This is a genomic window from Xanthomonas sp. NCPPB 2922, from assembly GCF_041520885.1.
GTDB lineage: Bacteria > Pseudomonadota > Gammaproteobacteria > Xanthomonadales > Xanthomonadaceae > Xanthomonas > Xanthomonas campestris.
In genome coordinates, this window is sequence record NZ_JBGOFY010000014.1 from 98,716 (window position 1) to 122,767 (window position 24,052).

Sequence of the window (24,052 nt, forward strand, 5' to 3'; positions counted from 1 at the left end):
CTTGCACGCGGTGGATGACGCACTTATTGGGTGGTGCTGCGCTTGCCAGGTGCCAGGAGCGCGGCCAATGCCGCATCGCCGCGCTCCTGCGCCAAGGTCGCAGCGGTCTTACCGTCGCGATTGCGCGCGGCCGGGTCGGCGCCGGCGGCCAGCAAGCGCTTGGCCGTCGCTTCGCGTCCGGAGGCAGCCGCCAGCATCAAGGCGGTGACGCCGGCCTGGTTGGCGCCACGTGCATCGGCGCCGTGCTTCAGCAATGCATCCAGAATGGCCGGGTCCTCGCGCGGTACTGCAAACATCACTGGCGTAAACCCGGTGCGGTTGGCGCCACGTGCCTTGGCGCCGGCGTTCAGCAACGCCTCCACCACATCGACGTCGGCGTACGACACCGCCAGCTCCAGCGCGTTCCAGCCATCGCTGGACACGGTGTCCAGTGGCGCGCGGCGGGCGAGCAGCCGTTGCACGCTGTCCGCATCGTTGCCCCAGGCGGCCTTCATCAAGGCCGTCCAGCCGTTGCCATCACGCGCGTCAAGGCGTGCGCCGGCGTCGATCAGCAGGCCAACCAGGTCCGGTTCCTGATTGCGGATGGCCTGGTGCAACGGTGGCTCGCCCAGCAGGTTGGGCTGGTTGGCATCGGCGCCATGGCGCAGCAACCACGCTGCACGCAGCGCATCACCGGCATCCAGCGCGTGGGCCAGTTCCTGGTTCGGATCTGCGCCATCGGCGATGCGCAGCTGCAGTTGGGCCAGCTCCTGCGAGGACGTCGCGGCACTGGTGCTTTTCGGAGCGGACGCGGGTGTGACATACGGCCCATGCGATGCCAGATCACCGGCCACGATGCAGTCCGCACACCGCACCAGCGGCACGTGATAGCTGCGCAGAATTTCATCGATCTTGCCGGCGCTCTGCTGCAGGGCGGTGTTCAGCGCATCGCGCAGTGCCGCGTTCTTGCGCGCCACGGCCCAGGCCATCGAATACTCCAGCACCGCATCGTCGATGGTGTTGAGCGGCACCACGCCGAGATTGTTGCGTGCGGCGTAGTACCCAGCCACCGGTCCCCAGGATTCGGCCGCATCCAGCTCACCGGCGGCAACGCGCTCGACCAGCTTGCCGGGATGTTCTTCCGGCGCGGTGGCCGAGTCGTAGAACAGGTATTGCACCTCGCCCGACACGCCATGTTCGTACAAGGCCTGACGTGCGGGCGAACTCTGGAACACGCCCAGCCGCAGTTTTTTCAGGGCCGGGTCGTCGAGCGAGGTAGGCACCAGGTCCAGACCCTTACGCGTGACCAACACATAGGGCGAGCGATACAGCGGCCGTGTGGTCAGGCCCATTTCGAAATCGCTGTTGAGGTCCATCAACACATCGCAGCGGCCGGCATTGATGGTGCTGCGTGCCAGACCGCGCTGGTAATAGGTACGCCACTCGTATTCCAGCCGGCGGCCCATGGCCTCGGCCACGACCTGCGCAATCTTGTTCTGGAAGCCTTCGCCAGCCTTGTTGGACAACGGCATGTTGCCCGGATCCGCGCATACGCGCAGCACCGACGGATCGGGGGCGGGCGGCGGCGTGGACGCTGGCGCCGGCGACGCAGTGGGCGTGGCCGGCGCAGCATCGGAATGAGAAGCGCGAGCCGTCGGTGAGGACGGCTCGCGTGTGCAACCTGCGGCGACGAGTCCGAGGCTGCACCCCACCAGCACCATGCACAGGTGCCGGGTGAGGCCACGCACGCCGGCAGTGACCTGCCGGTGTGCGTGCCGAACGCCTTGCAGATGCATCATCGTGCGGTCTTCGCTGCTGCGTTGGCGGTGCCGCCACCTGCGGCCGCCGTGGCGGTCGCACTGGCGGTCACGGTCTTGCCTGCACCATCAATGCGGAAGGTATGCACCATGCCGCCAAGCGGGATCTTGTCGAAGCCGGCGCCAAACGCCAGCCCGGCAGCACCCAGCGCGCCGTACGGATCAGCCGGATCCAGACCTGCCGCCACCGGCAAACCAATCCAGCCGCCGATGCCGGAGAACACCGCCACGTACTGGTGGCCATTGGCCTTGTAGGCGATCGGGTTGCCGATGATGCCGGAGGGCAACTTCATCTCCCACAGCTTCTTGCCGGTGTCCTTGTCCACTGCGCGGAACCAGCCATCCAGCGTGCCGTAGAACACCAGCCCGCCATCGGTGACCAGGGTGCCGCTCCACACCGGGAACTTCTCCTTGATCTCCCACTTGGACTTGCCTTCCACCACGTCGAACGCCTTGACGATGCCCAGTGCGCCGGGCTCGTTGGGCTTCATCATCACGTTGGCGAACACATACGGCAGGCCCATCATGGTGTTGCCGCGTTCCTGCGGCTCAAGCTCCATGTGCCAGTTGTTGGTGCCGCAGAAGAACACCGCCGAATTGGCCGGATCCACCGAGCACGGCTGCTGGTCCTTGCCGCCCATTGCCGACGGGAACGCCTGCACTTTCTTGCCGCGTTCCAGTGGCGAATGCGCAGCCACCTTCACCGGGCGGCCGGTCTTCATGTCGATGCGTTCGGCCCAGTTGGCCGGCACGAACTTGTGCGCGCGCAGCAGCGTGCCGTCGCGGCGATCGAGCACATACGCAAAGCCGTTGCGATCGAACTGCACCACCGAGGGAACTTCCTTGCCGTCGATGGTCAGGTCGACCAGGATCGGCTCGTTGATACCGTCGTAATCCCACTGGTCGAACGGGGTTTTCTGGTAGCCCCACACCGCTTCGCCGGTGTCGATCTTGCGTGCGAACAAGGTCATCGACCACTTGTTGTCATGCTCGCCGTTGTTGCATTCCTCGTGCGAGGTCTTGCCGCAGCGGTACGACGGGCTCCACAGCCCCGGGTTGCCGGTGCCGTAGTAGAGCAACTTCAGCTTCGGGTCGTAGCTGTACCAGCCCCAGGCCGCACCGCCGCCGCGCTTCCATTCGTCGTTGGGAAAGGTCTTGACGCCCAGATCGCCGAGCTGCCCATGTTGCGGGTTGGCCTTGTTGAAATCGGCGCCCAGGCAGATGGATTTGTCGGTGCCGGCCGCATCGCAGGACCACGCCTGCTTACCATCGGCCAGGTTGTAGGCGGCCACGCGCCCAAGCACGCCGAACTCGTTGCCGCTGATGCCGGCGATCACTTTGCCGTCGGCAATGATCGGCGCCATGGTGATGGTTTCACCCTTGTCGGGGTGGCCGAGCTTCTGCTTCCACACTTCCTTGCCGGTCTTGGCATCGAGCGCGATCACATCGCCACTCAGGCTGCCGAACACCAGCTTGCCATCGGCATACGATGCGCCGCGGTTGACCGTGTCGCAGCACGCCACTGCCACCGAGCGTTCGTCCTGCTGCGGGGTGTATTTCCACAACACCTTGCCGCCGTCGTCCTGCGATGCCAGGTCGATCGCGTACACGTTGTTCGGATACGCGCTGACCATGTACATGATGCTGCCGATCACCAGCGGTTGACCTTCGTGGCCGCGCGTGGCGTCGGTCTTCATTTCCCACGACATCTTGAGGTTCTTGACGTTGTCGCGATTGATCTCCGCCAACGGGCTGTGGCGGGTCAAGGCGAAGTCGCGACCGACGCCGCCCCAGTTATCCGGGTTGCTGGCGTTGGTGGTGAATTCACCATCGGTATCGACCACTGCGGCCGCCGGCGCCGCTGCGGCAGGTGCCGCCGTTTGCGCAGGAGCGGCAGGTTCGGCCGGCGTGTCTTTCTTGCAGCCGGCCAGCACAGCGCTCAGTGCAAGCATGAGCAACACGCCGCCACGCGCGCTGCGACAGGAAGATTGGTGCATTGCGTCTACCCCTCTCGATTGAACAACCCGTTGGTTGAAGCATCCCGAGGCGCCGGCGTGACAGCGGCCGATCGCATCGCAGACGTCGGAAACGTCGAGGGAGATAGAGCAAAGCCCATGCCAGTGCACTGGTGCGCTGCACCACGTCGCGCTGACGCGGCTTTCACGTTGGTAACGCGGGCTGGTCCATGGCAGGTGTCACGGATATGGCACAGTTTGCGCCGTGCGTGCTGTGACACGGATGGAGCAGTTCGTTATAGGAGGCTTGCTGATGGCTGTTATGGCTGGGCGTGGTGCCGGCCATTTCTGCCATCTTCTGCGCTCACTGAGCTCGCCCTTAGCAGGATTGAGAGCACTACATGGTGTGGGCTTGCCATTCGGGCGCGGGATCACATCCAGGCGCGTCGCCGACGTCCAGCAGCCAATCGCCCAAACGTCGGCTAGGTGCGCCTCCCCGCCGGACAGCTGCATTGCTGCCAGCGGTGCGGCGACGAGGCGGGCTTCGCCCTAGGTGCATCACGGACAGCCTGGCCGGGCAACGCCAGCCGCTGGCGACGTGGGTGGCCGGTGCGTTGCCGACCGACGCCAGCGCATTGCCGGCCAGTGTGTCGATCGACGACCTTCGCCGCCTGTTCGCCGACCCGGCCGGCAGTTCCTACGCCATCGCCTGGGCATGCGGCTGCCGGACCCGGCCGGCGAAGCCACTGCAAAGATCTATCTTTAACGAGCTCTTTGCCGAAAGTCGCCCTAGGAATTAGTCAGCGAAGCCGGGACGTCCAGGCGTCGAATCAGCATCAGCTGCCGCCAGCCAGCGAGACAGGAGGCTAACCCTGCCACTGCGCCAGCAGCTGCGCGCAGTCGCGCAGGCGCCAATCGGCCAGGCCCTGCCACGGGTCGCCCGGCGTGTTGACCAGGACGGTGCAGGCACCCACCGCGCGGCCGCAGGCCAGGTCATTGCAGTGGTCGCCCACCATCACCAGCGCGCTGCCTTCCACCGCCCAGCGGCGTGCGAAGTACTGCAATCCGTCCGGTGCGGGCTTGGGTGCGGCCTCGTCGCGGCCGACGATGTCGTCCCAGGCAAAGGCATCGCCCAGCCCGATCGCTTGCAAGGTCACCTGCGCCAGCGTGCGGGCATTGCGCGTCAGCAGGCCCAGCCGGCAGCCGCTTGCCTGCAGCGCACGCACCAGCGCCACCGCGCCCGGCGCAGCACGCGCGCCTTCGGCCAGCGCGCGCTCGTGCTCCAGCAGCCAGGCGTGCTTGGCCTGCGACTGCGCCGCAGGCAAGGCGGCCAGGTGATGCAGGATGTCCGCCTCGGGCGGGATCTGCAGTTCTTTGCGGATCAGCGCGAAGTCGTGCACGGCCTCGGTCAGCGTGCCGTCCATGTCGAATACCCAATGCCGGCAGCTGCGCAAGGCCGGTGCAGCCCCTGCCGGAACGGTGCCATCCATGCGCTATTTCCAGCCCGGCAGTTGGGTGGTATCCAGCCCGCCCACCTCGAACTCGGCGGTGCGCGTGCCGCCGGCCTTGACCGGGAACGCGATGCTGATGCGCTTGGCGCCGCGCACCAGTTTCCACAGCGCCTTGTCGTCGTCGATAAACATGGCGATCGCCTCGTCGGTGTCAGGGCGATGTGCGGCCATCGGGCGCGCCGCGCCACCGTCCACCGACACCTGCACCTTGCAACTGCGGTAGCAATTGAAATCGCCCGCCTTGAGCACGAGATAGCTGTGGCGCTTCCATTGCGGATGGTCGCGGAACACCAGGCTCACCGGCTTGGGGCCGCTGCCATCCACGTCCACGCGCTGCTTGGCATCGATCATCGCCGAGCGCTGCGTGCCGCCCTTGGCCGGCACCTGCGAGTACTGCCACAGCGCCTGCATGCGGCGCATCTCGCGCGCCTGTTCACCCTTGGCCTTGATCTCGGCATAGCCGGCTTCCACGCGGGTGGCGGCCGGCGTGCCGGCGTAGCCTTCCAGCAGGGCCGCGCCATGCGCGCGCGCCATGTCCCAGTTCTGTACCTGCACCGCTGCGTCGTACTGCTTGGCCAATGCATCGGCCTCGTGTGCCTTGGCCTGCGCCTGCGCGGCATCCTGCGCCTGGCGTTGCGCCTCGCGATCGGTGCAGCCACTCAGCGCCGCGACGCACAGGGCCGCACTCAACAGATATTTCATCGTCGACTCCAGGGCAAATTCAATGGCAACGATACCAGCCTGCCCCGATGGAATTGATCAAGGGCATGGGCGTATCGCGGTGACCGCAGCGCCCGCGATCAGACGGGGCGACCAAGCACCATAGGAGCGCACTTGTGCGCGATCGGGCTTTACCGGGAACGCCTCATCGCGCGCAAGCGCGCTCCTACGGGGCGTGGAGCGTTTGAGGGTGCGGCATTGCCTGCGCAGAGGGCCCACGCTCTCGTAGGAGCGCACTTGTGCGCGATGGGCTTTACCGGGAACGCTTCATCGCGCGCGAGCGCGCTCCTACGGAGCGTGCAGCGTTTGAGGGTGCGGCATTGCCTGCGCAGAGGGGCCAACGCTCTCGTAGGAGCGCACTTGTGCGCGATGGGCTTTACCGGGAACGCTTCATCGCGCGCGAGCGCGCTCCTACGGAGCGTGCAGCATTTGAGGATGCGGCATTGCGTGCGCAGAGGGCCCACGCTCTCGTAGGAGCGCACTTGTGCGTGATGGGCTTTACCGGGAACGCCTCATCGCGCGCTAGCGCGCTCCTACAAGGGCGATTGCGCACACGCGAGACCGATGAAACAACGGGAGGGCGTAGGCAACGCCCTCCCCGGCCATTACGGCTGAACTGGTCGCGCGGCCTTGGACTTGACCATTACGGCTGCGCTGGCGGCGCAGCCTTGGCCTTGGCGATCATCTCGGCCACCGAGGCGGTGGTGATCGGGTGATAGCTCGGCTTGGCCTTTTCGAAGGCCTGCTCGGCAAAAGCGATACCGTCCGGGGTCTTCAGCAATTCGGTGTAGATCGGCAGCACCAGCTTGCGACGGCCCACGCGTTCGATGAACTCGCCCGCGGCCGGGCGTGCATCGGTGTAGCCGCTGCGGATCGCCAGCGGATACCAGCGCATTGCGATCTCGCCGTTGGGCGTGCCGGTGAAGTGATAGGCATCGTCCAGCTGCTTGAGCTGTTCCGGCTTCAAGGCAGCGCCCATGCCGCTGAGGAAATGCACCCATTCCTGCGTGCCCCACTCGCCGGTGACCTGCTTGCTCGGCAAGGTGCCGCTGCCGCTCCAGGCGATGCGCGCGGTGTCCACGATCGAGAAACTGCGCGAGCGCGCCTTGGCCGCAAATGCCGGGATGCCCGGCTGCTTCAACCAGGCGTCCACTTCGGCGGCGCTCACCGTGTTGGGATGCTTGGCCAGCAGGTTCTTGTTGAGATAGTCGACGAACTGGTCGGTGGTTGCACTCTGGAACGCATGATCGTCGAACCAGCCACGCAGGAACGGGTCGAACACCTCGCGCCCGAAGCGCTGTTCCAGGAACTGCAGGAACCAGGCGCCCTTGACGTAGGCCACCTGGCTCAGCGCTTCATCCGGGTCGCGCTCGGCCAGCGGCGGCAGCGCCAGGGCCTGGTCGGCAGGCGCCATGCCCTTCACTTCGGCCAGCAGGTCGCCCTGGTCGATCTCGCGCTCCATCTCGGCCATCTCGTTGCCGTACAGCGCTTCGGTGATGCGGCCCTGCACGTAGGTGGTGAACCCTTCGTTGAGCCAGATGTCCTTCCAGCTCGCATTGGTCACCAGATTGCCCGACCAGCTATGCGCCAGCTCGTGCGCCACCAGCGACACCAGCGACTTGTCGCCCACGATCACCGTCGGCGTGGCGAAGGTCAGGCGCGGGTTCTCCATGCCACCGAACGGGAACGACGGCGGCAGCACCAGCATGTCGTAACGGCCCCAACGATACGGGCCGTAGAGTTTTTCGGCGGCACCGATCATCTTCTCGGTGTCTTCGAATTCCTTCGCAGCCTTGTCGGCCATGCTCGGCTCGGCCCACACGCCCGAGCGCGTGGAGATCGGCTTGAACACCACATCACCGGCAGCGATCGCCAACAGATACGAGGGAATCGGCTCGGGCATCTTGAAGCTGTAGTCGCCGTCGCGCGCGGCCTTGGGGTCGTTGTCGGCGCTCATCAGCACCATCACGTCCGGGCGCGAGGTCACATGCGCGCTATAGGTGAAGCGCACGCTCGGGGTGTCCTGCAGCGGCACCCAGCTGCGCGCATGGATTGCCTGCGACTGGCTGAACATGAAAGGCAGTTGCTTGCCTTCGGTCATCGCCGGCTCCAGCCACTGCAGGCCCGAGGCGGTGGGCGCGGTGTGGTAGGTGATGACGACCTTGGCCGGCTGGTTGGGGGTTTCGATGGTGAGCTTGCTGCCGAAGGTCTTGTCGGCCGGCGCCAGCACGAACTGCAGTGGCGACAGCGTGCCCTTGCCGTCGTCGGCCTGCACCTGGGCGATGCTCAGCTCGCGCGTATCCAGCACCAGTTGCTTGGCGGCCTTGTCCTTCCACTCAAGCGTGTAGGTGGCGGTGCCGCCGATCTGCTTGGCGTCGAAATCCAGCTTCATGTCCAGCGCCAGGTCCTTGATGACCACCAGCTGCGGCTGGGCGTAGGAGCTTTCGTCGTGGTTGCGGGCGTCTGCTTTCACGGGAGCCTTGGCGGTGGCGGCCGGGGCGGCGGCAGTGGATGCCGGCGGCGTGGATTCGTTGGAACAGCCGGCCAATGCAATGGACACGGCCAGGGACAGCGACAGGAACGGGAAGCGCATCGACGGCACCGCAGCAAAGGAATTGGTCATTTTAGCGCCCTCGCCCGGCCGCTGCCCGTGCCGCGGTGGGCCGATCACGCCACCGGGTGGCTGCGCGGGGTGTCGTGGCCATCCCGCACCAGCCGCCGGCCACCGGAGAACTTGGCGCGGTACATCGCCGCATCCGCACGCCGATACAGCTCGGTGGCGTCGATCCCTACCTCGCACACCGCGCTGCCGGCGCTCACGTGCAGCGGCGCTTCTTCGGCATCTTCGCGCTCCAGCATCGACAGCCACTGATTGAGCTTGAGTGTGGCCTCGTCTTCGGAGGCATGCACGCCGATCAGGAATTCGTCGCCACCCCAGCGGCCGATCCAGTCCTGCGCGCCCAGCCAGCCGTAGGCCGATTCGACCAAGCGCACCAGCACGCGGTCGCCGGCCAGGTGGCCGAAGCGGTCGTTGATCGGCTTGAGGTTGTCCATGTCCAGCACGAACAGCACGAACGGCCAGCCTTCGCGTTGCGCGGCGGTGACCGAGTCGCGCATTGCCTGCTCGCAGCCGCGGCGGTTCAAGGCTTCGGTGAGCGGGTCGAACAGCGCGTGCCGTTTGAGATCGCGCATGCCCGCGTCGATGCCGCGCAGGCTGCGGTTGATGCCGCGCAACAGGCGGCCCAGTTCGTCATCGCCGTGCTCGGGCAGCGTGGGCAAGCGTTGATCGGCGTAGTACGCATCCAGCGCATCGGCGGCGATGCGCAGCGGCGCCAGCAAGCGATACAGCGCCGAGAGCGTCAATGCAGTGCCAGCCAGCGTGGCCAGCAAGGCCACGATCACCACCGACCACAGCGGCCGCCCGTCCAGCTCGCTTTGCGCGGCCAGCCAAGCGATCAGCAACAACAGAGGCAGATGGATGCCGACGAACGTCACCGCCAACAGCTTGGCGCTGAAGGAGCGGGGAAACAGGCGCGACAGCCCGGCGTACAAGCGCATCCATGTCTCCGGCAAAAAGAACGCCTAGTGTCGCCGACGGTTTGTGGAGCCAACGCGACGGGTGTCTCAAAATTCCGTCGGTGAGCGCGCGCAACTGCGTCGATTCACGCGCGCAAGCGAACCCAAGCGTGCATGCAGCGAGGAGTGCAGTGGAGCGACACCGGCGCGCTGGCACGCGCCGGTCGGTGCATCAGATCTTGTAGCCGGAGTGGATGGCCACGATGCCACCGGTGAGATTCTTGTAGTGGCACCGCGCGAAGCCGGCTTCGCCCATCATGCCCTTGAGCGAATCCTGCGGCGGGTGCTTGCGGATGCTCTCGGCCAGGTACTGGTAACTGTCAGCATCGCGCGCGAACAGCTGGCCCAGCTTGGGCAGGATCTTGAACGAATGGAAGTCGTAGATCGGCTTGAACCAGTCGGCGGTGACTTCGGAAAATTCGAGCACGCGTGCCTGCCCACCCACCTTCAACACGCGGTACATCTCGCGCAGCGCGGCGTCCTTGTCGGTGACGTTGCGCAGGCCGAAGGAAATCGTCACCAGGTCGAAGCTCTGATCCGGGAACGGCAGCGCTTCGGCATTGCATTGCACGTAGTCGAAGCCGGCCACCAGGCCGCGGTTGGTCAGGCGGTCGCGGCCCACCGAGAGCATGCCGGCGTTGATGTCGCCCAGCACCACCGCGCCTTCGTTGCCCACGCGCTCCTTGAGCAGCACGGCGATGTCGCCGGTGCCGCCGGCCAGGTCCAGCACGCGGTCGCCCGGCTTCACCTGCGCGGTGGCCACGAAGTAGCGCTTCCACGCACGGTGGATGCCCAGGCTCATCAGATCGTTCATCAGGTCGTAGTTGCGCGCGACCGAGGTGAACACTTCGCCGACCAGCTTCTGCTTGTCCTTTGCTGCGACGTTGCGGAAGCCGAAATGGGTGGTGCCGGAGGTATAGGGAGATTCGCTCATGGGCGGATTATCGCACTGCTGACGCCACCATGACCGCAACGGGACCACAATCACGACTCTTCCTGCGACGGCCCCAGCGAGCACTTGGTGCGCGACAAGTACGTTCAGCGCGACTGGCAGCCCCATGAGAAGCCCACCCTGCCTGGGTCGGCCTCCACGCCGCTGCACCCGACCCGGCGCCGCATCCAGTACGGCCTGGTCGGCGTGGTGGTGGCGCTGACCGGTGGGCTGAGCAATGCGCTGGTCACCGCCAACCTGCCCTATCTGCAAGGCACGCTGGGGGCGTACGCCACCGAAATGGCCTGGCTGCCGGCCGCCTACGTGATGACCAACATGTCGGCCAACCTGCTGCTGGTGAAGTTCCGCCAGCAGTTCGGGCTGCGGCGGTTCACCGAGATCTTCCTGGCGCTGTATGCAGTGATCGCCTTCGCGCACCTGTTCGTGCACAGCCTGAGTTCGGCCATCACCGTGCGGGCCGCCCACGGGCTGGTGGGTGCGGCGCTCAGCTCGCTGGGGCTGTACTACGTGATCCAGGCGTTCCCGGCCAAATACCGGCTCAAGGCGGTGGTGACCGGGCTGGGGCTCACCCAGCTGGCACTGCCACTGGCGCGGGTGTTTTCCACCGACCTGCTGGAATTTGGCGAATGGCAGGGGCTGTACCTGTTCGAATTCGGCCTGGCGGTGTTTGCGCTGGCCTGCGTGTTGGCGCTCAAGCTGCCGCCGAGCGACCGGTACCGCGTATTCGAGCCGCTGGACTTCCTCACCTTCAGCCTGTTCGCTGCCGGCGCGGCGGGATTGGCCGCGGTGCTCTCGCTGGGCCGGCTGCTGTGGTGGACCAGCACGCCGTGGCTGGGCGTGGTGCTGGCGGCCTCCATCGTGCTGCTGTGCGCGGCCGCATGGATCGAACACAACCGCCGCAATCCGATGATCAACACGCGCTGGCTGGCCAGTGCCGACATGCTGCGCCTGGGCCTGGCAATCCTGTTGATCCGCCTGGTGCTGTCCGAACAGAGCACCGGCGCGATCGGCTTCTTCCAGACGCTGGGGTTGGCGAACACGCAATTGCAGACGTTGTTCGCGCTGATGTTGCTGGGCGCGGTGGTGGGCGTGGTGGCCAGTGCCTTGCTGATCAATCCGGCGCGCATTGCAGAGCACCTGATCATCGCGGTGGCGGCGATCTGCATCGGCTGCTTCATGGATGCGCGCGCCACCAGCCTGACCCGGCCGGAACAGATGTATGTCAGCCAGTTTCTGCTGGCGTTCGGCAGCACCTTCTTCGTGGGCCCGGCGATGGTGGCCGGCATCGGCCGCGTAGTCACCCAGCCGCGCAACCTGATCAGTTTCATCGTGTTGTTCGGCATGGCGCAGAACATGGGCGGCCTGCTCGGCAGCGTGCTGCTGGGCACGCTGCAGGTGGTGCGCGAGAAATATCACTCCAGCCAATTGGTCGAGCACCTGGTGCTCACCGACCCACAGGTGGCCGCGCGCGTGCAGGCCTATGCCAGCGTGTACGGGCGCGCGATCGGCGACCCGGCCCTGCGCCAGGCGAAAGGCGTGCGTGCACTGGGCACGGTGGCCACCCGCGAAGCCAACGTACTGGCCTATAACGATGTGTTCCTGTTGATCGGCTGCATTGCCATTGCCACCGGGTTGTGGATTCTCTCCGTGCTGGTGTGGCGCCGTTATCTGCGGCCTCTGGTTGCCCCCTCTCCTTCTGTTCCGACTGCGCGCCCATGAATACACCTGCCGACACCGCTCCAACCGCCGCACAGAGACGGCGTCGCCGTCGCCGCCGTCTGTATGGCGTGCTCGGGTTCGGCGGGCTTGCGCTGATCGGCGTGGCGTTGGTGCTGTATGCGTGGCGGCTGCCGCCATTCACCAGCGCGGTGGAGCGCACCGAAAACGCGATGGTGCATGGCCAGGTCACGGTAATCGCGCCGCAGGTCAGTGGCTATGTCACGCAGGTGCCGGTGCAGGATTTTGCGCATGTGCGCCGCGGCCAGCTGTTGGCAAAGATCGACGACCGCATCTATGCGCAGCATTTGGAACAGGCCAAGGCGCAACTGCAGACCACGCAGGCCAACCTGGCCAACTGGGAACAGCAGCGCCACAGCGCCGAGGCCACCATCGCCGAGCAACGCGCCACCCTGAGCAGCAACCAGGCCCAGCGCGATCGCACGCGCTCGGCGTATGCACGCGCGCAGCAACTGGCCAACCAGAAGCTGGTGTCCGAGCAGGACCGCGACACCGCATTTGCCGCGCGCGCGCAGGCCGACGCCGGCGTGGCACAGGCGCGCGCCGCAGTGCAGGCCGCCGAAGAGAACGCGCGCAGTGTCACCGTCAATCGTGCAGCGCTGGAAGCGGCGGTAGCCAATGCGCAGGCAGCCGTGCAGCTGGCACAAATCAACCTGGACAACACGCGCATCCTCGCGCCGCGCGACGGCCAGCTGGGTCAGCTCGGCGTGCGCCAGGGCGCCTATGTCACCAACGGCACGCAGTTGATGGCCTTGGTGCCGGACACCTTGTGGGTGGTGGCCAACTTCAAGGAAACCCAAATGGCCAATGTGCGTGTGGGCCAGCGCGCCAGCTTCACCGTGGACGCGCTCGCCAATGCGCGGCTGCAGGGCCGCGTGCAGGAGATCTCGCCAGCGGCCGGCTCCGAGTTCAGCGTGTTACGCGCGGACAACGCCACCGGCAACTTCGTCAAGATTGCCCAGCGCATTCCGCTGCGCATCAGCGTCGATCCCGGCCAGCCGCAGGCCGCACGGCTGCGCCCGGGCATGTCGGTGGTAGTGGCCATCGACACCGCCCAGCGCGCCGAGTAAGCAACGCAGCCGCTATGATGCGGCGATGACTGTTTTGGCCCCCTTTCCTGTGCACTGGCGCGCACTGCGCTTTGCCGAGCTGGACACGCTCCAGCTCTACGCAATGCTGCGGCTACGCACCGATGTGTTCGTGGTCGAGCAGCACTGCGCGTACCCGGAGCTGGACGGCAAGGACACCCACGCCGAAGTGCTGCACCTGCTCGGCACCACGGCCGATGGCGCGCTGGCCGCGTACCTGCGCGTGCTGCCGCCCGGGCTGAGCTATCCCGAACCCAGCATCGGCCGCGTCGTCATCGCTGCCGCACACCGCGGCCATGGGCTGGCCCACGTCTTGTTGCGCGAAGGCCTGCGCCTGGTGCAGGCCCAGTGGCCCGGCCGTGCCGTGCAACTGGGTGCGCAAACGCGCCTGCAACACCTCTACGCCGCGCATGGTTTTGCGCCCACCTCTGCGCCGTATCTCGAAGACGGCATTCCGCATATCGACATGCTGCGTCGCGCCGACGCAGCCCCTCAGGAGCTTGCATGATCACCACACCCGACTACCGCGCGCTGCTCGACACCGCCATCGCCGAAGCACGCCAGGGCCTGGCCGAAGGCGGCATCCCGATCGGGGCCGCGCTTTACCACAGCGACGGACGTTTGCTTGGCTGCGGCCATAACCGCCGCGTGCAGGAGAACGACCCTTCCGTGCACGGCGAGACTGATGCGTTCCGCAAGGCTGGTCGCCAACGCCGCTACCAGGACACCATCATGGTCACCACGCTGGCGCCATGCTGGTACTGCAGCGGGCTGGTGCGGCAGTTCAATATCGGCACTGTGGTGGTGGGCGAATCGGTCACCTTCCAGGGCGGCATCGACTGGCTGCGCGAGCATGGTGTCACCGTCATCGACATGCAAAGCCAGGAGTGCATGGACCTGCTCGGTGGTTATATCGCCGCCAACCCGGATGTGTGGAACGAGGATATCGGCGAAGACTGAGGACGTGCTGCGGTGGCGCTGGCGGTTGTCGTTGCAGCGCCATGGTGCGTTTGTGCCGTAACTGGATGCGCCAGGCGGCCAGCACTCCCTGTGTAAAAACGTCTGGCCGGTCAGGATCTTCGCAGCAGGTGAAGCTCGCCAATGCCCTGCCCCGGCCTGTCAACGCGCGTTGACATGCCCAGCGCTACGCTCGCGCTTCACACAGGGGGAAGGCGTCGATGGCAGCAGTGGATGTGGTGGTGGCGAATGGCGCTGCGGCGCAGCCGTTTGCGTTGGAGCGGGCGCCGGCAATGCGGCATCTGGCCGCAGTGGACGGCGGGCGGGCGCTTGATGTGTTGCTGGCGAACGACGCCTTGCCGGCATTGGAAGCAACTGACCTGACAGAGAGCGACACGGCCGCGCAGACCGCGCGCGAGGGTGAGAACACCCTGCCGCCCGCGGCTGCCGATCGCGCACTGCACGCGCATGTGCAGCTGGGCGCATTGCTGATCCGGCGCTACAGAGACAGCCTGCGCTGATTGTTTCGCCGCGAAAGCCGACTGACGGCAGCGAACGGCGCTGCTGGAGCCAGCCGTGAGCAGATCAATGTGCGAGCGCGGTGAGCCGCAGTGAAATGCGCGAGCGATGCCGCTGACACAGCGATCGCGCCTGGGCGATTTCTGCAGCTTTGCGTGGCGTTTTAAAGACGTGATCTCCGCAAAAAAGACCCGCCATCGGCGGGTCTTCTTACAACTGCCGGTCTGCATGCGTTACCGCAAGCAGGCCGCACAGGGTTACAGGATGTAACGGCTCAGATCCGGATCCTGGACCAGCTCGCCCAACTGCGCATCCACGTAGGCCGCGTCCACGGTGACGCTCTGGCCATCGCGGTCGGGCGCCTCGTAGCTCAGCACATCGAGCAAACGCTCCAGCACCGTATGCAGCCGCCGCGCACCGATGTTTTCCTGCCGCTCGTTCACCTGCGCGGCAATCTCGGCCAGGCGGTCCACCGCATCGGCGCCGAAGGTCAAGGCCACACCTTCGGTCTGCAGCAAGGCTTCGTACTGTTTGATCAACGCCGCCTTGGGCTCGGTGAGAATGCGCACGAAATCGGCCTTGGTCAGCGCGGTGAGTTCCACGCGGATCGGGAAGCGGCCCTGCAATTCCGGAATCAGATCGCTGGGCTTGGCCAGATGGAACGCGCCCGAAGCAATGAACAGGATGTGGTCGGTCTTGACCGTGCCGTACTTGGTGGACACGTTGGAACCTTCCACCAGCGGCAGCAGATCGCGCTGCACGCCCTCGCGGCTGACATCGCCACCGGACGAACCGGCTTCACCACGCTTGGCCACCTTGTCGATCTCGTCAATGAACACGATACCGTGCTGCTCGCAGGCCTCGATCGCAGCGGTGCGGATGTCGTCTTCATTGACCAGCTTGCCGGCTTCTTCCTCGATCAACAGCGGGCGCGCCGCCTTGATGGTGAGCTTGCGCTTCTGCGACTTGCCGCCACCCAGGTTGGAGAACATCTGCCGCAGCTGCTGGCCCATTTCCTCCATGCCCGGCGGGGTCATGATGTCCATGCTGGCGTTGACCGCCACTTCCAGTTCGATCTCGCGCTCGTCCAGCTCGCCGTTGCGCAACATGCGGCGGAACTTGATGCGGGTTTCGTTGTCCTGCGCCGACGGCTCATGACGCGCCGCCTCCGGGTCGAAGCCGATGCCGGCCGAGCGTCGCGGTAACAATGCATCCAGGATGCGATCTTCGGCGCGCTCTTCGGCCTGGTTGCGCACGCGCACCTTGGCCTGCTCGCGGTACAACTTGACCGAGGTATCGGCCAGGTCGCGAATGATCTGCTCCACATCCTTGCCGACGTAGCCCACTTCGGTGAAACGCGTGGCTTCCACCTTGACGAACGGCGCATTGGCCAGCGTGGCCAGACGCCGCGCGATCTCGGTCTTGCCCACGCCGGTGGGGCCGATCATCAGGATGTTCTTGGGCATCACTTCGTTGCGCAATTCTTCCGGCAACTGCATGCGCCGCCAGCGATTGCGCAGCGCAATGGCCACCGCACGCTTGGCATCGTGCTGGCCGACGATATGGCGGTCGAGCTCCTGCACGATTTCGCGCGGAGTCATGGTGCTATGGGTATCGGTCATGGTCGGGAATCGGGAATGGGAAAAGGGGAAACGCAAAAGCCGGCACCGGTGAAATAGGGAAGGAACCGCTGTTGCGATTCACGATTCCCCACTCCCGATTCACAGCTCTTCAACCACCACATTGCGATTGGTATAAATGCAGATATCGCCGGCGATGTTGATCGCCTCGGTAGCAATGGTCTTGGCGTCCAGTTCGGTGTGCGCCAGCAACGCGCGGGCGGCAGACAGTGCGTACGAGCCGCCGGAGCCGATCGCGATGATGCCGTCTTCCGGCTCGATCACATCGCCGGTGCCGCTGATGATCAGCGAGGTTTCCTTGTCGGCCACGGCCAGCAATGCTTCGAGCTTGCCCAGGCGGCGCTCGGTGCGCCAATCCTTGGCCAGCTCCACGGCGGCGCGGGTCAGCTGGCCGTGCTTGTCCAGCTTGGCTTCGAACAGTTCAAACAGGGTGAACGCATCGGCGGCTGCACCGGCAAAACCGGCCAGTACCTGGCCGTCGCGGCCGAGCCGGCGCACCTTGCGCGCATTGCCTTTCATGACCGTATGGCCGAGGGTGACCTGACCATCGCCGGCGACGGCGACATGCCCGCCACGTCGGACCGAAATGATGGTGGTGGCGTGAACGACGTTGGGGTTCTGGCTGGGATCCATGGGTCCTCCGGGGGTTTCCAAAGAGGTGGGGACGCCCCTGCCGGGTTCAAGCGGGATGCAACGAAGGAAGAGAGTGATGCCGGTGGTGCAGGTAACAAGTAGCGGGTGGCCATTGGGCCATTGGGCGAATAGAGTTGGAGTTGGAGTTGGAGAATGGACAGGCGCGAAGTGCGCACACGCTGGCGGAGCGCACCGACCGCCACCCAAGCAGGTGACCGCATGCCATCCGTATAGCCCCTCTCCCGTCGGGAGAGGGGTTGGGGTGAGGGTACGGCCGCTTCAATTGATTGCATGCCCAGTGAGTCAACACGCTCTATTGGCGACTTGCAGAGATGTCTCGAAAACAGCTGCGCTTCTCGCACCCATCATTGAAACGTTGCGCTGTTTAACCGCGGTTGCCTTGCGCGCGGCATTTGAACTTCAATGGGACACAGCGAACTCTGAGGTTCTCCAACTTTCCCAAGACGCCAAGCAGCGTCTGCACAGGGACCCTCACCCCACCCCCTCTCCCCGAGGGGAGAGGGGCTAGAGCGGAGCACACTTCATGAGCTCCCAGCTATCCAAGCACTGCTTTACCGCTGTGATGGCCCAATCAGCTGGACTGGGCCGCTAGCTGGACTGAGTTATCAACGGTGGTGGCTTACCAGCGGTACTTGTTTTGCCAACTACTGGCTTTAACAGCTGCATCGGCTCTATCAACGGCACCTATGCTGGACCGGGCCAGCACCAGCGTCTCGATCACAATAGCTGGCCGGCAGGCTGATGACGTCTCTCACACTCACGCGCAGAGGCGCGCACTCATTCCGTCGCCTTCTTGCGCTTCGCCCGCGGATGCGCGGCGTCGTAGATCTTGGCCAGATGCTGGAAATCCAGATGGGTATAGATCTGCGTGGTGGCGATATCCGAATGCCCCAGCAACTCCTGCACACCGCGCAGGTCGCCGGAGGATTCCAGGATGTGGCTGGCAAAACTGTGGCGCAGCATGTGCGGATGCACGTGCTTGAACATGCCCTGGCGCACCGCCAGCTGCTTGATGCGGATCTGCACCGCGCGTTGCGAGATCGCACCGCCCGCCCGCCCCGGGAAGACATGCGTCTGCGCGCTGCCGCCGCTGTCGCGCTGCCAGGCGCGCAAGGCCGTCACCGCATGCGACCCCACCGGTACCAGGCGTTGTTTGCCGCCTTTGCCAAGCACCGTGACCAGGCCGCTGTCCAGATCCAGATCGCGCCAGCGCAAGGCGCACAGCTCGCTCAGACGCAACCCGGAGGAATAGAACAGCTCCAGCAAGGCGCGGTCGCGCAGGCCCAGCGGCGCGTCGGTTGGCACTTCCACCAGCCGCACCGCTTCATCGGCATCCAGCACCTGCGGCAATTTGCGCGGCGCCTTGGGCGCGCGCAACGCAGCCGCAGGGCTGGTCGCGATGCGGCCATGCTTGAGCAACCACGCGTAATAACTGCGGCAAGCCGACAGGCGACGCTGCAGGCTCTTCGGCGACAACCCGCGCCGGTGTTCGGCAGTGACAAATTGCCGCAGCTGCGCGCTGTCGAGCTGCGCGACATCCTCGCTGCCCTGTGCACTTGCCCAACCGATCAGCGCGGCAAGATCGCGCCGGTACGCATCCAGCGTATGTGCCGAGACCTGCCGTTCGATCTGCAGATGCGCCAGGAAGGGCTCCACCGCAGACAGCGTTGCATCTGCGCCGGGCCCGGTCGTCGCTGTCGGCGAGGAACCCTGCGCATCCGCAACCGGCGGCGCCGCCTCAGGCATCGAAGCGCTGCAGTGCCACCACCAGCGACTCGCCCATCATGCGCAAGAACAACGTGCCCATGCCCGGGTAGAACCGATTGGCGTCGCTACTGCCCACTGCGATCAGGCCGATGCCCGGCAACGGCAGCAACGCGGTGGATTGCACCTCGCCGGCATGCGCGCCGTACAACAGCGCATGTTTTTCGGCTTGCAGGCGGCCGCAGATCGGCTCGCCATCGGTGAGGCAATCGCGAAATGGCGCCAGGCGCGCGTCATCGGCCGCCATCACCTGCAACCAGTCTGCCTCCAGCCCGGCGACCGGTTGCAGCAACACCAGCCGCACCAGTTCGCCATTGAAATCTTCTGCCAACGACGCGGCCATCGCCTTGAGCGTGTCGGCCGGGGTGGCCTGGCGCATCAGCGCGAGCGTCAGTTGATGCGTGCGCACCGCCAGCCGTTCGTTGACCTGCGCATTGCTGCCCAGTTCGTGCAGGCGCCGCGACAACTCGCGGTTCTTGTCGCGCAGCACTTCCAGCTGGTACGTGGCCAGGGAGGCAGTGGGGCCGTCATCGCGCGGCACCAGCAGGCTCACCGCCAGATCCGGGAACTGCTTGAGGAAGGTCGGATGGCGGCGCAGCCAGTTGGCGACGTCATGCGCGCCGAGTTTGTCGATCTCGCTCATTGGTTCCACTCTCCATCGAAGACGAACACGGCTGGCCCGGACATCACCACCTGCGCCTGCTCGCCGGCCCAGCGGATCCGCAATTCGCCACCCGGCAAGGACACGCGTACATTGCGCTCGACCCGGCCCCGATGCATCAGCACCACCGCGGCCGCGCACGCACCGCTGCCGCAGGCGAGCGTTTCGCCAACGCCGCGTTCGTACACACGCAACCGCACATGCGCCGGGTCCACCACCTGTGCAAACCCGACATTGACTGATTCGGGAAACGCCGCGTTCTGTTGCAGCAACGCACCCACCCGCTCCACCGGCGCCGCATCGACCCGGCCAACTTCCACCACCGCGTGCGGGTTGCCCATCGACACCGCGCCAAAGCGCACGGTTTCTCCGTGCACGGGCAGCGCGTATTCGTCGCGCGCATGGGCAAAGCCGGCCAGCGGAATCTGCGTAGGCTCGAACTGCGGCACGCCCATCGCCACCGAATATGTGCCCGCGTCCAATCGCTCGACGCGGTGCGCGGTGAAGGGGCTGTCGATGGTGAAGACATCGCCCTGCGCGGTGCCCTCGCGCACCAGCCACGCGGCCACACAGCGCGCGCCATTGCCGCACTGCTGCGAGTGTGATCCGTCGGAATTCCAGATGCGGTAGGCGGCCACCGCCTCGACGCTGCGTGGCGTTTCGATGGTCAGGATCTGGTCGCAGCCCACACCGAAATGACGATCCGCCAACCGCGCGGCCAGGCTGGCATCGGGCGGTGGTGTGCCATTGCGCAGATCCAGCACCACGAAATCGTTGCCGGCGCCATGCATCTTGGTGAAACGCAAGCGCCCGGTGTGGACGTCAGCGCTCATTGCCGCTGCTGGCGGGCTGATCCGTGGTCGGCGTGGTCGGCGCGGGCTGGGTGGTGCTGTCGGCCGGCACGGGCGCGGGCGTCTGCGATTCGTCCAGCGGTTGCGGTGCATCCGGCGGCTGCAGCACGGGCTGGGCTTCCACCGGCACCGGCTTCTGCGGCATCACCAGCGGGCCCTTGTTGCCGCAGGCGGCGAGCAGGACGAGGGTCGCACCCACCAGTGCGAGACGAACAGACGGTCGGGACATAATGCTCATGCACCGAAGTATAGCCAGAACACCCTGACTGCCGTGCGCTCAGTGCGAGGCGGGCGTTTGCAGTGCGCGCGGCGGCGGCTCCGGGCGCAGCCACAGCCAGATGGCCACCACCGCCATGCTGCCGATCGACAGGCATTTGACCCACAGCACCGGCACGCACCACAGCATGATGGCGGCGCAGATGGTCATGGTCAGGGTCGCCATCCATTTGGCCTTGCGGCTCACCGCGCGATAGGTCTGCCATTCGACGATGGCCGGGCCAAAGCGCGGGTGCGCCATCAGCCAGCGGTGCAGGCGTTCGGAGCCGCGCGAGGCGGCCCAGGCGGAGATCAGCACGAATACGGTAGTGGGCAGGCCGGGGACGAAGATGCCGACAATGCCGGTGGCCAGGCTGGCATAGGCCAGCAGCCACCACGCCCAGCGGAATCGGTTCGGTCGCGTCATGGGGGAATGATACGGCCAGTGGTGGGGGTTGGTGGGTGGACGGTTTTTTGTTGCAGGGGATGTGGGGTGCGCTTGGGAGCAGCTTGTGTTGGGGTGCGTGCCATGTGTGTGCGCTCAGGCTCGCTTCGCTTTTGCGGCGGCGTTCTTTCAGCCGGATGCTTTGCCCGGAGAGCGCACGAAGGGGTGGGTTGATTGCGGTGCTTGGGCGACGATTGGTTTGTCGCTTATTGCTGGCACGTCTGAAAGCACGGCAGAGCGAGTGCAGGGCTTTCGCGCCTGCGGCGCGAGTTCCTTTTGTCTTGGCAAAAGGAACCAAAACCGCTGTAGCCGCCGCGATCCGGTGCGGTGAAGCCGCACCGGTGCCCTGCGCTCCTCACCACGCGTGGCACGGCGCCCAAACTCGCTGCGCTCAGACAAGGGCGCCTCTTCGGCCCCGCGCAGCTGCGTTGCTCGGCTCGCTTTAAGGCGACGTTGGTGGAGCGAGAGCGTCAGCAGAAGCGAGAGCAGGAGCAGGAGCAGGAAGCGAAAAAACAGGCAGGAAAACGCTAGGTGGGACGGCGGGAAGCGAAGCAGGAAGCGGAAGCCGGAGCAGAGGTGAAAAGGGGGAAGAAGGAGACGGAAGACAGGAAGTGGGAAGTAGAGGCGGAGGCGGAGTCAACACCAGCCTCCCGCATCCACCGCCCCCTGACATCCAGGCAAATAGCTAATCGCTAAAAACCCTCGCGCTCTGCTTTTACGAATCCCAAATCCCGACTCCCCAATCCCCGCCCCTCAACTACTTGACGCCCAGCTGGTCCAGCACGAAGGCATAGGATTCGGCCAGTTCGCGGTAGCGGCGGAAGCGGCCGGATTTGCCGCCGTGGCCGGCTTCCATGTTGGTGCGGAAGACGATCGGGTAGGTGCCGGTGTTGTCGTCGCGGAGCTTGGCGACCCACTTGGCCGGTTCCCAGTACTGCACCTGCGAATCCCACAGGCCGGTTCCGACGAACATCGCCGGGTAGGCCTGCTTGCGCACGTTGTCGTACGGGGAATACGACAGCATGTAGTCGTAGTAATCCTTGGTTTCCGGGTTGCCCCATTCGTCGTATTCGTTGGTGGTCAGCGGGATGCTGGCATCGAGCATGGTGGTGACCACGTCCACGAACGGCACCTGCGCGACCATCACCCGGTAGTCCTGCGGGGCCATATTGGCCACCGCGCCCATCAGCAGGCCGCCGGCGCTGCCGCCGGAAGCCGCAACGCGGTCCTTGGCGGCGTAGCCCTGTGCCACCAGGCCGCGGGTGATGTCGACGAAGTCGTTGAAGGTGTTCTGCTTGTGCAGCAGCTTGCCGTCGTCATACCACTGCCGGCCCATTTCCTGCCCGCCACGGATGTGCGCGATGGCATACACCACGCCGCGATCCAGCAGGCTCACCGCCGGCAGGTTGAACGCCGGGTCCATCGACATGCCGTAGCTGCCGTACGCGTACTGGAACAACGCGGCAGTGCCGTCTTTCTTGAAGCCTTTCTTGTAGACCAGCGACACCGGCAGCTTGACGCCGTCGCGCGCGGTCACCCAGACGCGTTCGGTCACGTAGTTGCCGGCCTCGTAACCGATCACCGGCTGCTGCTTGAGCAGCTTGCGCTCGCCGGTCTGCGTGTTGAGTTCGTAGGTGGTGGCCGGTGTGGTCAGCGAGGTGTAGGTGTAGCGCAACCACGCGGTGTCCGGCTCGGAGTTGACCGACAACCCCATCGAATACGCCGACTCGTCGGTCTTGACGTACTCGTGGCTGCCATCGCGCTTGAGCAGGCGGACGCGCTCCAGGCCACCGGACCGTTCTTCGATGGCGGTGAAGCCATCGAACAGTGCGTAGCTTTCGATATACACGTTCGGGTCGTGCGCCACCCAGTCGGTCCACTGCTTGCGCGTGGTCGCATTGGTGGGCGCGGTGACCAGCTTGAAGTTCTTGGCGCCATCGGCATTGGTGCGGATCACCCAGCGGCCATCGAAATGCTCCGGCTGGTATTCGACGTCGCGCTCGCGCTTGGCCAGCACGGTGAAGGTCTCGGGTTTGTCGGCCGGCGCGTAGCGGGTTTCCGAGGACACCGTGCTCTCCACGCCGATGACGATGTACTTGTCGTCGCGGGTGCGGGAGATGCCCATGTAGAAGCTGTCGTCCTTTTCCTCGTAGACCAGCACGTCGTCCTTGGCCGGCGTGCCGAGCACGTGCTTCTTGACGCGCACGGTCAGCAGCGTTTCCGGGTCGTTTTCCACATAGAACAGGGTCTTGTTGTCGTCGGCCCACACCACGTTGGCCGAGACGCCTTCCACGGTGTCCGGATAGACCTCGCCGGTCTCCAGGTTCTTGAAACGGATGGTGTACTGTCGGCGGCCCACTGCATCGTCGGCCCAGGCCAGGATGCGGTTGTCCTGGCTGACTTCGGCATCGCCAACACTGAAGTAGCCCTTGCCCTCGGCCAGGGTGTTGACGTTGAGCAGGATCTCTTCCGGCGCCTCCATGCTGCCCTTGCGGCGCGCCTGGATCGGGTAGTCCTTGCCGGCCTCGTAGCGCGTGTAATACCAGTAGCCACGCTCGCGGTACGGCACGCTGGCATCGTCCTGCTTGATGCGCCCGACGATCTCGGTATACAGCGTGTCTTCCAGCGGCTTCAGCGGCGCCATCAAGGCGTCGGCGTAGGTGTTTTCGGCGTTGAGATACGCCAGCATGGCCTTGTTCTCACGCTTGTCGTCGCGCAGCCAGTAGTAGTCATCGTTACGGGTGGCACCGAACGGGGCCTTGACCACGTGCGGATGCTTGGCCACGTCCGGCGGCGTCGGGAGGGCGGCAAGTGCGGAAGGAACAGAACTGGTCATCAGGCTGGCGATCAACAAGGTCAGGACAGGTTTCATCAGATTGGGGTCCGTTGGATGAACGCAATGCCATCCCAGCGCGCGAGTGTGGAAGAGGCCGCCGGGGAGCGTCATGTGTCCGAGGTCATGCTGGTCTAT

General features: G+C 65.4%; 20 protein-coding genes and 1 pseudogene. 6 read left to right on the forward strand and 15 right to left on the reverse strand.

Annotated features, from left to right (window positions below; genetic code table 11):
* Window positions 1–23: 23 nt before the first annotated feature.
* Both ACD584_RS15565 and ACD584_RS15570 read right to left on the reverse strand, forming a co-directional pair.
* Entirely contained in the window at window positions 24–1,778 is a 1,755-nt protein-coding gene (locus ACD584_RS15565; protein WP_076037225.1) for a quinoprotein dehydrogenase-associated putative ABC transporter substrate-binding protein, read from the reverse strand.
* Window positions 1,775–3,793 carry a methanol/ethanol family PQQ-dependent dehydrogenase gene (locus ACD584_RS15570; RefSeq protein ID WP_012437345.1) on the reverse strand — a complete coding sequence of 673 codons (2,019 nt, stop codon included), beginning with the start codon at window positions 3,791–3,793 and terminating at the stop codon, window positions 1,775–1,777. Before ACD584_RS15570 ends, ACD584_RS15565 begins: the two co-directional genes overlap by 4 nt.
* Before the next feature lie 443 nt (window positions 3,794–4,236).
* Here ACD584_RS15570 and ACD584_RS15575 point away from each other — a divergent pair.
* A pseudogene (locus ACD584_RS15575) lies at window positions 4,237–4,493 on the forward strand (hypothetical protein); the annotation flags it as partial.
* Between the two features lie 124 nt (window positions 4,494–4,617).
* Here the strand turns inward: ACD584_RS15575 and ACD584_RS15580 are convergent.
* From ACD584_RS15580 to ubiE, 5 genes are all read right to left on the reverse strand, one after another.
* On the reverse strand, window positions 4,618–5,241 hold the full coding sequence (locus ACD584_RS15580) for an HAD family hydrolase (RefSeq protein ID WP_175611688.1): 624 nt from the start codon (window positions 5,239–5,241) through the stop codon (window positions 4,618–4,620).
* A 3-nt stretch (window positions 5,242–5,244) separates the two neighbouring features.
* On the reverse strand, window positions 5,245–5,964 hold the full coding sequence (locus tag ACD584_RS15585) for a hypothetical protein (protein WP_076037227.1): 720 nt from the start codon (window positions 5,962–5,964) through the stop codon (window positions 5,245–5,247).
* 661 nt (window positions 5,965–6,625) lie between these two features.
* The gene (locus ACD584_RS15590; protein ID WP_175611871.1) at window positions 6,626–8,575 is read right to left on the reverse strand and encodes a M1 family metallopeptidase; all 1,950 of its coding nucleotides are present in this window, start codon (window positions 8,573–8,575) and stop codon (window positions 6,626–6,628) included.
* A gap of 74 nt (window positions 8,576–8,649) precedes the next feature.
* On the reverse strand, window positions 8,650–9,540 hold the full coding sequence (locus tag ACD584_RS15595; protein WP_161962046.1) for a GGDEF domain-containing protein: 891 nt from the start codon (window positions 9,538–9,540) through the stop codon (window positions 8,650–8,652).
* A gap of 190 nt (window positions 9,541–9,730) precedes the next feature.
* Complete coding sequence (gene ubiE, locus ACD584_RS15600) at window positions 9,731–10,492, reverse strand: bifunctional demethylmenaquinone methyltransferase/2-methoxy-6-polyprenyl-1,4-benzoquinol methylase UbiE (protein WP_076037230.1); 762 nt, start codon at window positions 10,490–10,492, stop codon at window positions 9,731–9,733.
* Between the two features lie 87 nt (window positions 10,493–10,579).
* Between ubiE and ACD584_RS15605 the strand changes: the two genes are divergently transcribed.
* From ACD584_RS15605 to ACD584_RS15625, 5 genes are all read left to right on the forward strand, one after another.
* Window positions 10,580–12,229, forward strand: a complete 1,650-nt coding sequence (locus tag ACD584_RS15605) for an MFS transporter (RefSeq protein WP_076037907.1) — start codon at window positions 10,580–10,582, stop codon at window positions 12,227–12,229.
* Window positions 12,226–13,317 carry an HlyD family secretion protein gene (locus ACD584_RS15610; protein WP_011038583.1) on the forward strand — a complete coding sequence of 364 codons (1,092 nt, stop codon included), beginning with the start codon at window positions 12,226–12,228 and terminating at the stop codon, window positions 13,315–13,317. The genes ACD584_RS15605 and ACD584_RS15610 overlap by 4 nt, the downstream gene beginning before the upstream one ends.
* 25 nt (window positions 13,318–13,342) lie before the next feature.
* Entirely contained in the window at window positions 13,343–13,843 is a 501-nt protein-coding gene (locus ACD584_RS15615; RefSeq protein WP_076037231.1) for a GNAT family N-acetyltransferase, read from the forward strand.
* The gene (locus ACD584_RS15620; protein ID WP_012437334.1) at window positions 13,840–14,295 is read left to right on the forward strand and encodes a nucleoside deaminase; all 456 of its coding nucleotides are present in this window, start codon (window positions 13,840–13,842) and stop codon (window positions 14,293–14,295) included. Before ACD584_RS15615 ends, ACD584_RS15620 begins: the two co-directional genes overlap by 4 nt.
* Window positions 14,296–14,513: 218 nt before the next feature.
* Window positions 14,514–14,813, forward strand: a complete 300-nt coding sequence (locus tag ACD584_RS15625; RefSeq protein ID WP_076037232.1) for a hypothetical protein — start codon at window positions 14,514–14,516, stop codon at window positions 14,811–14,813.
* A 255-nt stretch (window positions 14,814–15,068) separates the two neighbouring features.
* On the opposite strand, the gene hslU is transcribed toward ACD584_RS15625, so the two are convergent.
* The 8 genes from hslU to ACD584_RS15665 all read right to left on the reverse strand — a co-directional run bounded on the left by hslU (window position 15,069) and on the right by ACD584_RS15665 (window position 23,953).
* Entirely contained in the window at window positions 15,069–16,433 is a 1,365-nt protein-coding gene (gene hslU, locus ACD584_RS15630) for an ATP-dependent protease ATPase subunit HslU (RefSeq protein ID WP_014509032.1), read from the reverse strand.
* 99 nt (window positions 16,434–16,532) lie between these two features.
* The gene (hslV, locus tag ACD584_RS15635) at window positions 16,533–17,084 is read right to left on the reverse strand and encodes an ATP-dependent protease subunit HslV (protein WP_011038588.1); all 552 of its coding nucleotides are present in this window, start codon (window positions 17,082–17,084) and stop codon (window positions 16,533–16,535) included.
* Between the two features lie 798 nt (window positions 17,085–17,882).
* Window positions 17,883–18,851, reverse strand: coding sequence for a tyrosine recombinase XerC (gene xerC, locus ACD584_RS15640; RefSeq protein ID WP_076037233.1), 969 nt, complete (start codon window positions 18,849–18,851; stop codon window positions 17,883–17,885).
* The gene (locus ACD584_RS15645; RefSeq protein ID WP_016944790.1) at window positions 18,844–19,512 is read right to left on the reverse strand and encodes a DUF484 family protein; all 669 of its coding nucleotides are present in this window, start codon (window positions 19,510–19,512) and stop codon (window positions 18,844–18,846) included. Before ACD584_RS15645 ends, xerC begins: the two co-directional genes overlap by 8 nt.
* Entirely contained in the window at window positions 19,509–20,363 is an 855-nt protein-coding gene (gene dapF / locus ACD584_RS15650) for a diaminopimelate epimerase (RefSeq protein WP_076037234.1), read from the reverse strand. Before dapF ends, ACD584_RS15645 begins: the two co-directional genes overlap by 4 nt.
* Window positions 20,353–20,619, reverse strand: coding sequence for a lipoprotein (locus tag ACD584_RS15655; protein WP_011038592.1), 267 nt, complete (start codon window positions 20,617–20,619; stop codon window positions 20,353–20,355). The genes dapF and ACD584_RS15655 overlap by 11 nt, the downstream gene beginning before the upstream one ends.
* 39 nt (window positions 20,620–20,658) lie before the next feature.
* Window positions 20,659–21,063, reverse strand: a complete 405-nt coding sequence (locus ACD584_RS15660; protein ID WP_011038593.1) for a YbaN family protein — start codon at window positions 21,061–21,063, stop codon at window positions 20,659–20,661.
* A gap of 775 nt (window positions 21,064–21,838) precedes the next feature.
* Window positions 21,839–23,953 carry a S9 family peptidase gene (locus ACD584_RS15665; RefSeq protein WP_175611689.1) on the reverse strand — a complete coding sequence of 705 codons (2,115 nt, stop codon included), beginning with the start codon at window positions 23,951–23,953 and terminating at the stop codon, window positions 21,839–21,841.
* Window positions 23,954–24,052: the final 99 nt, after the last annotated feature.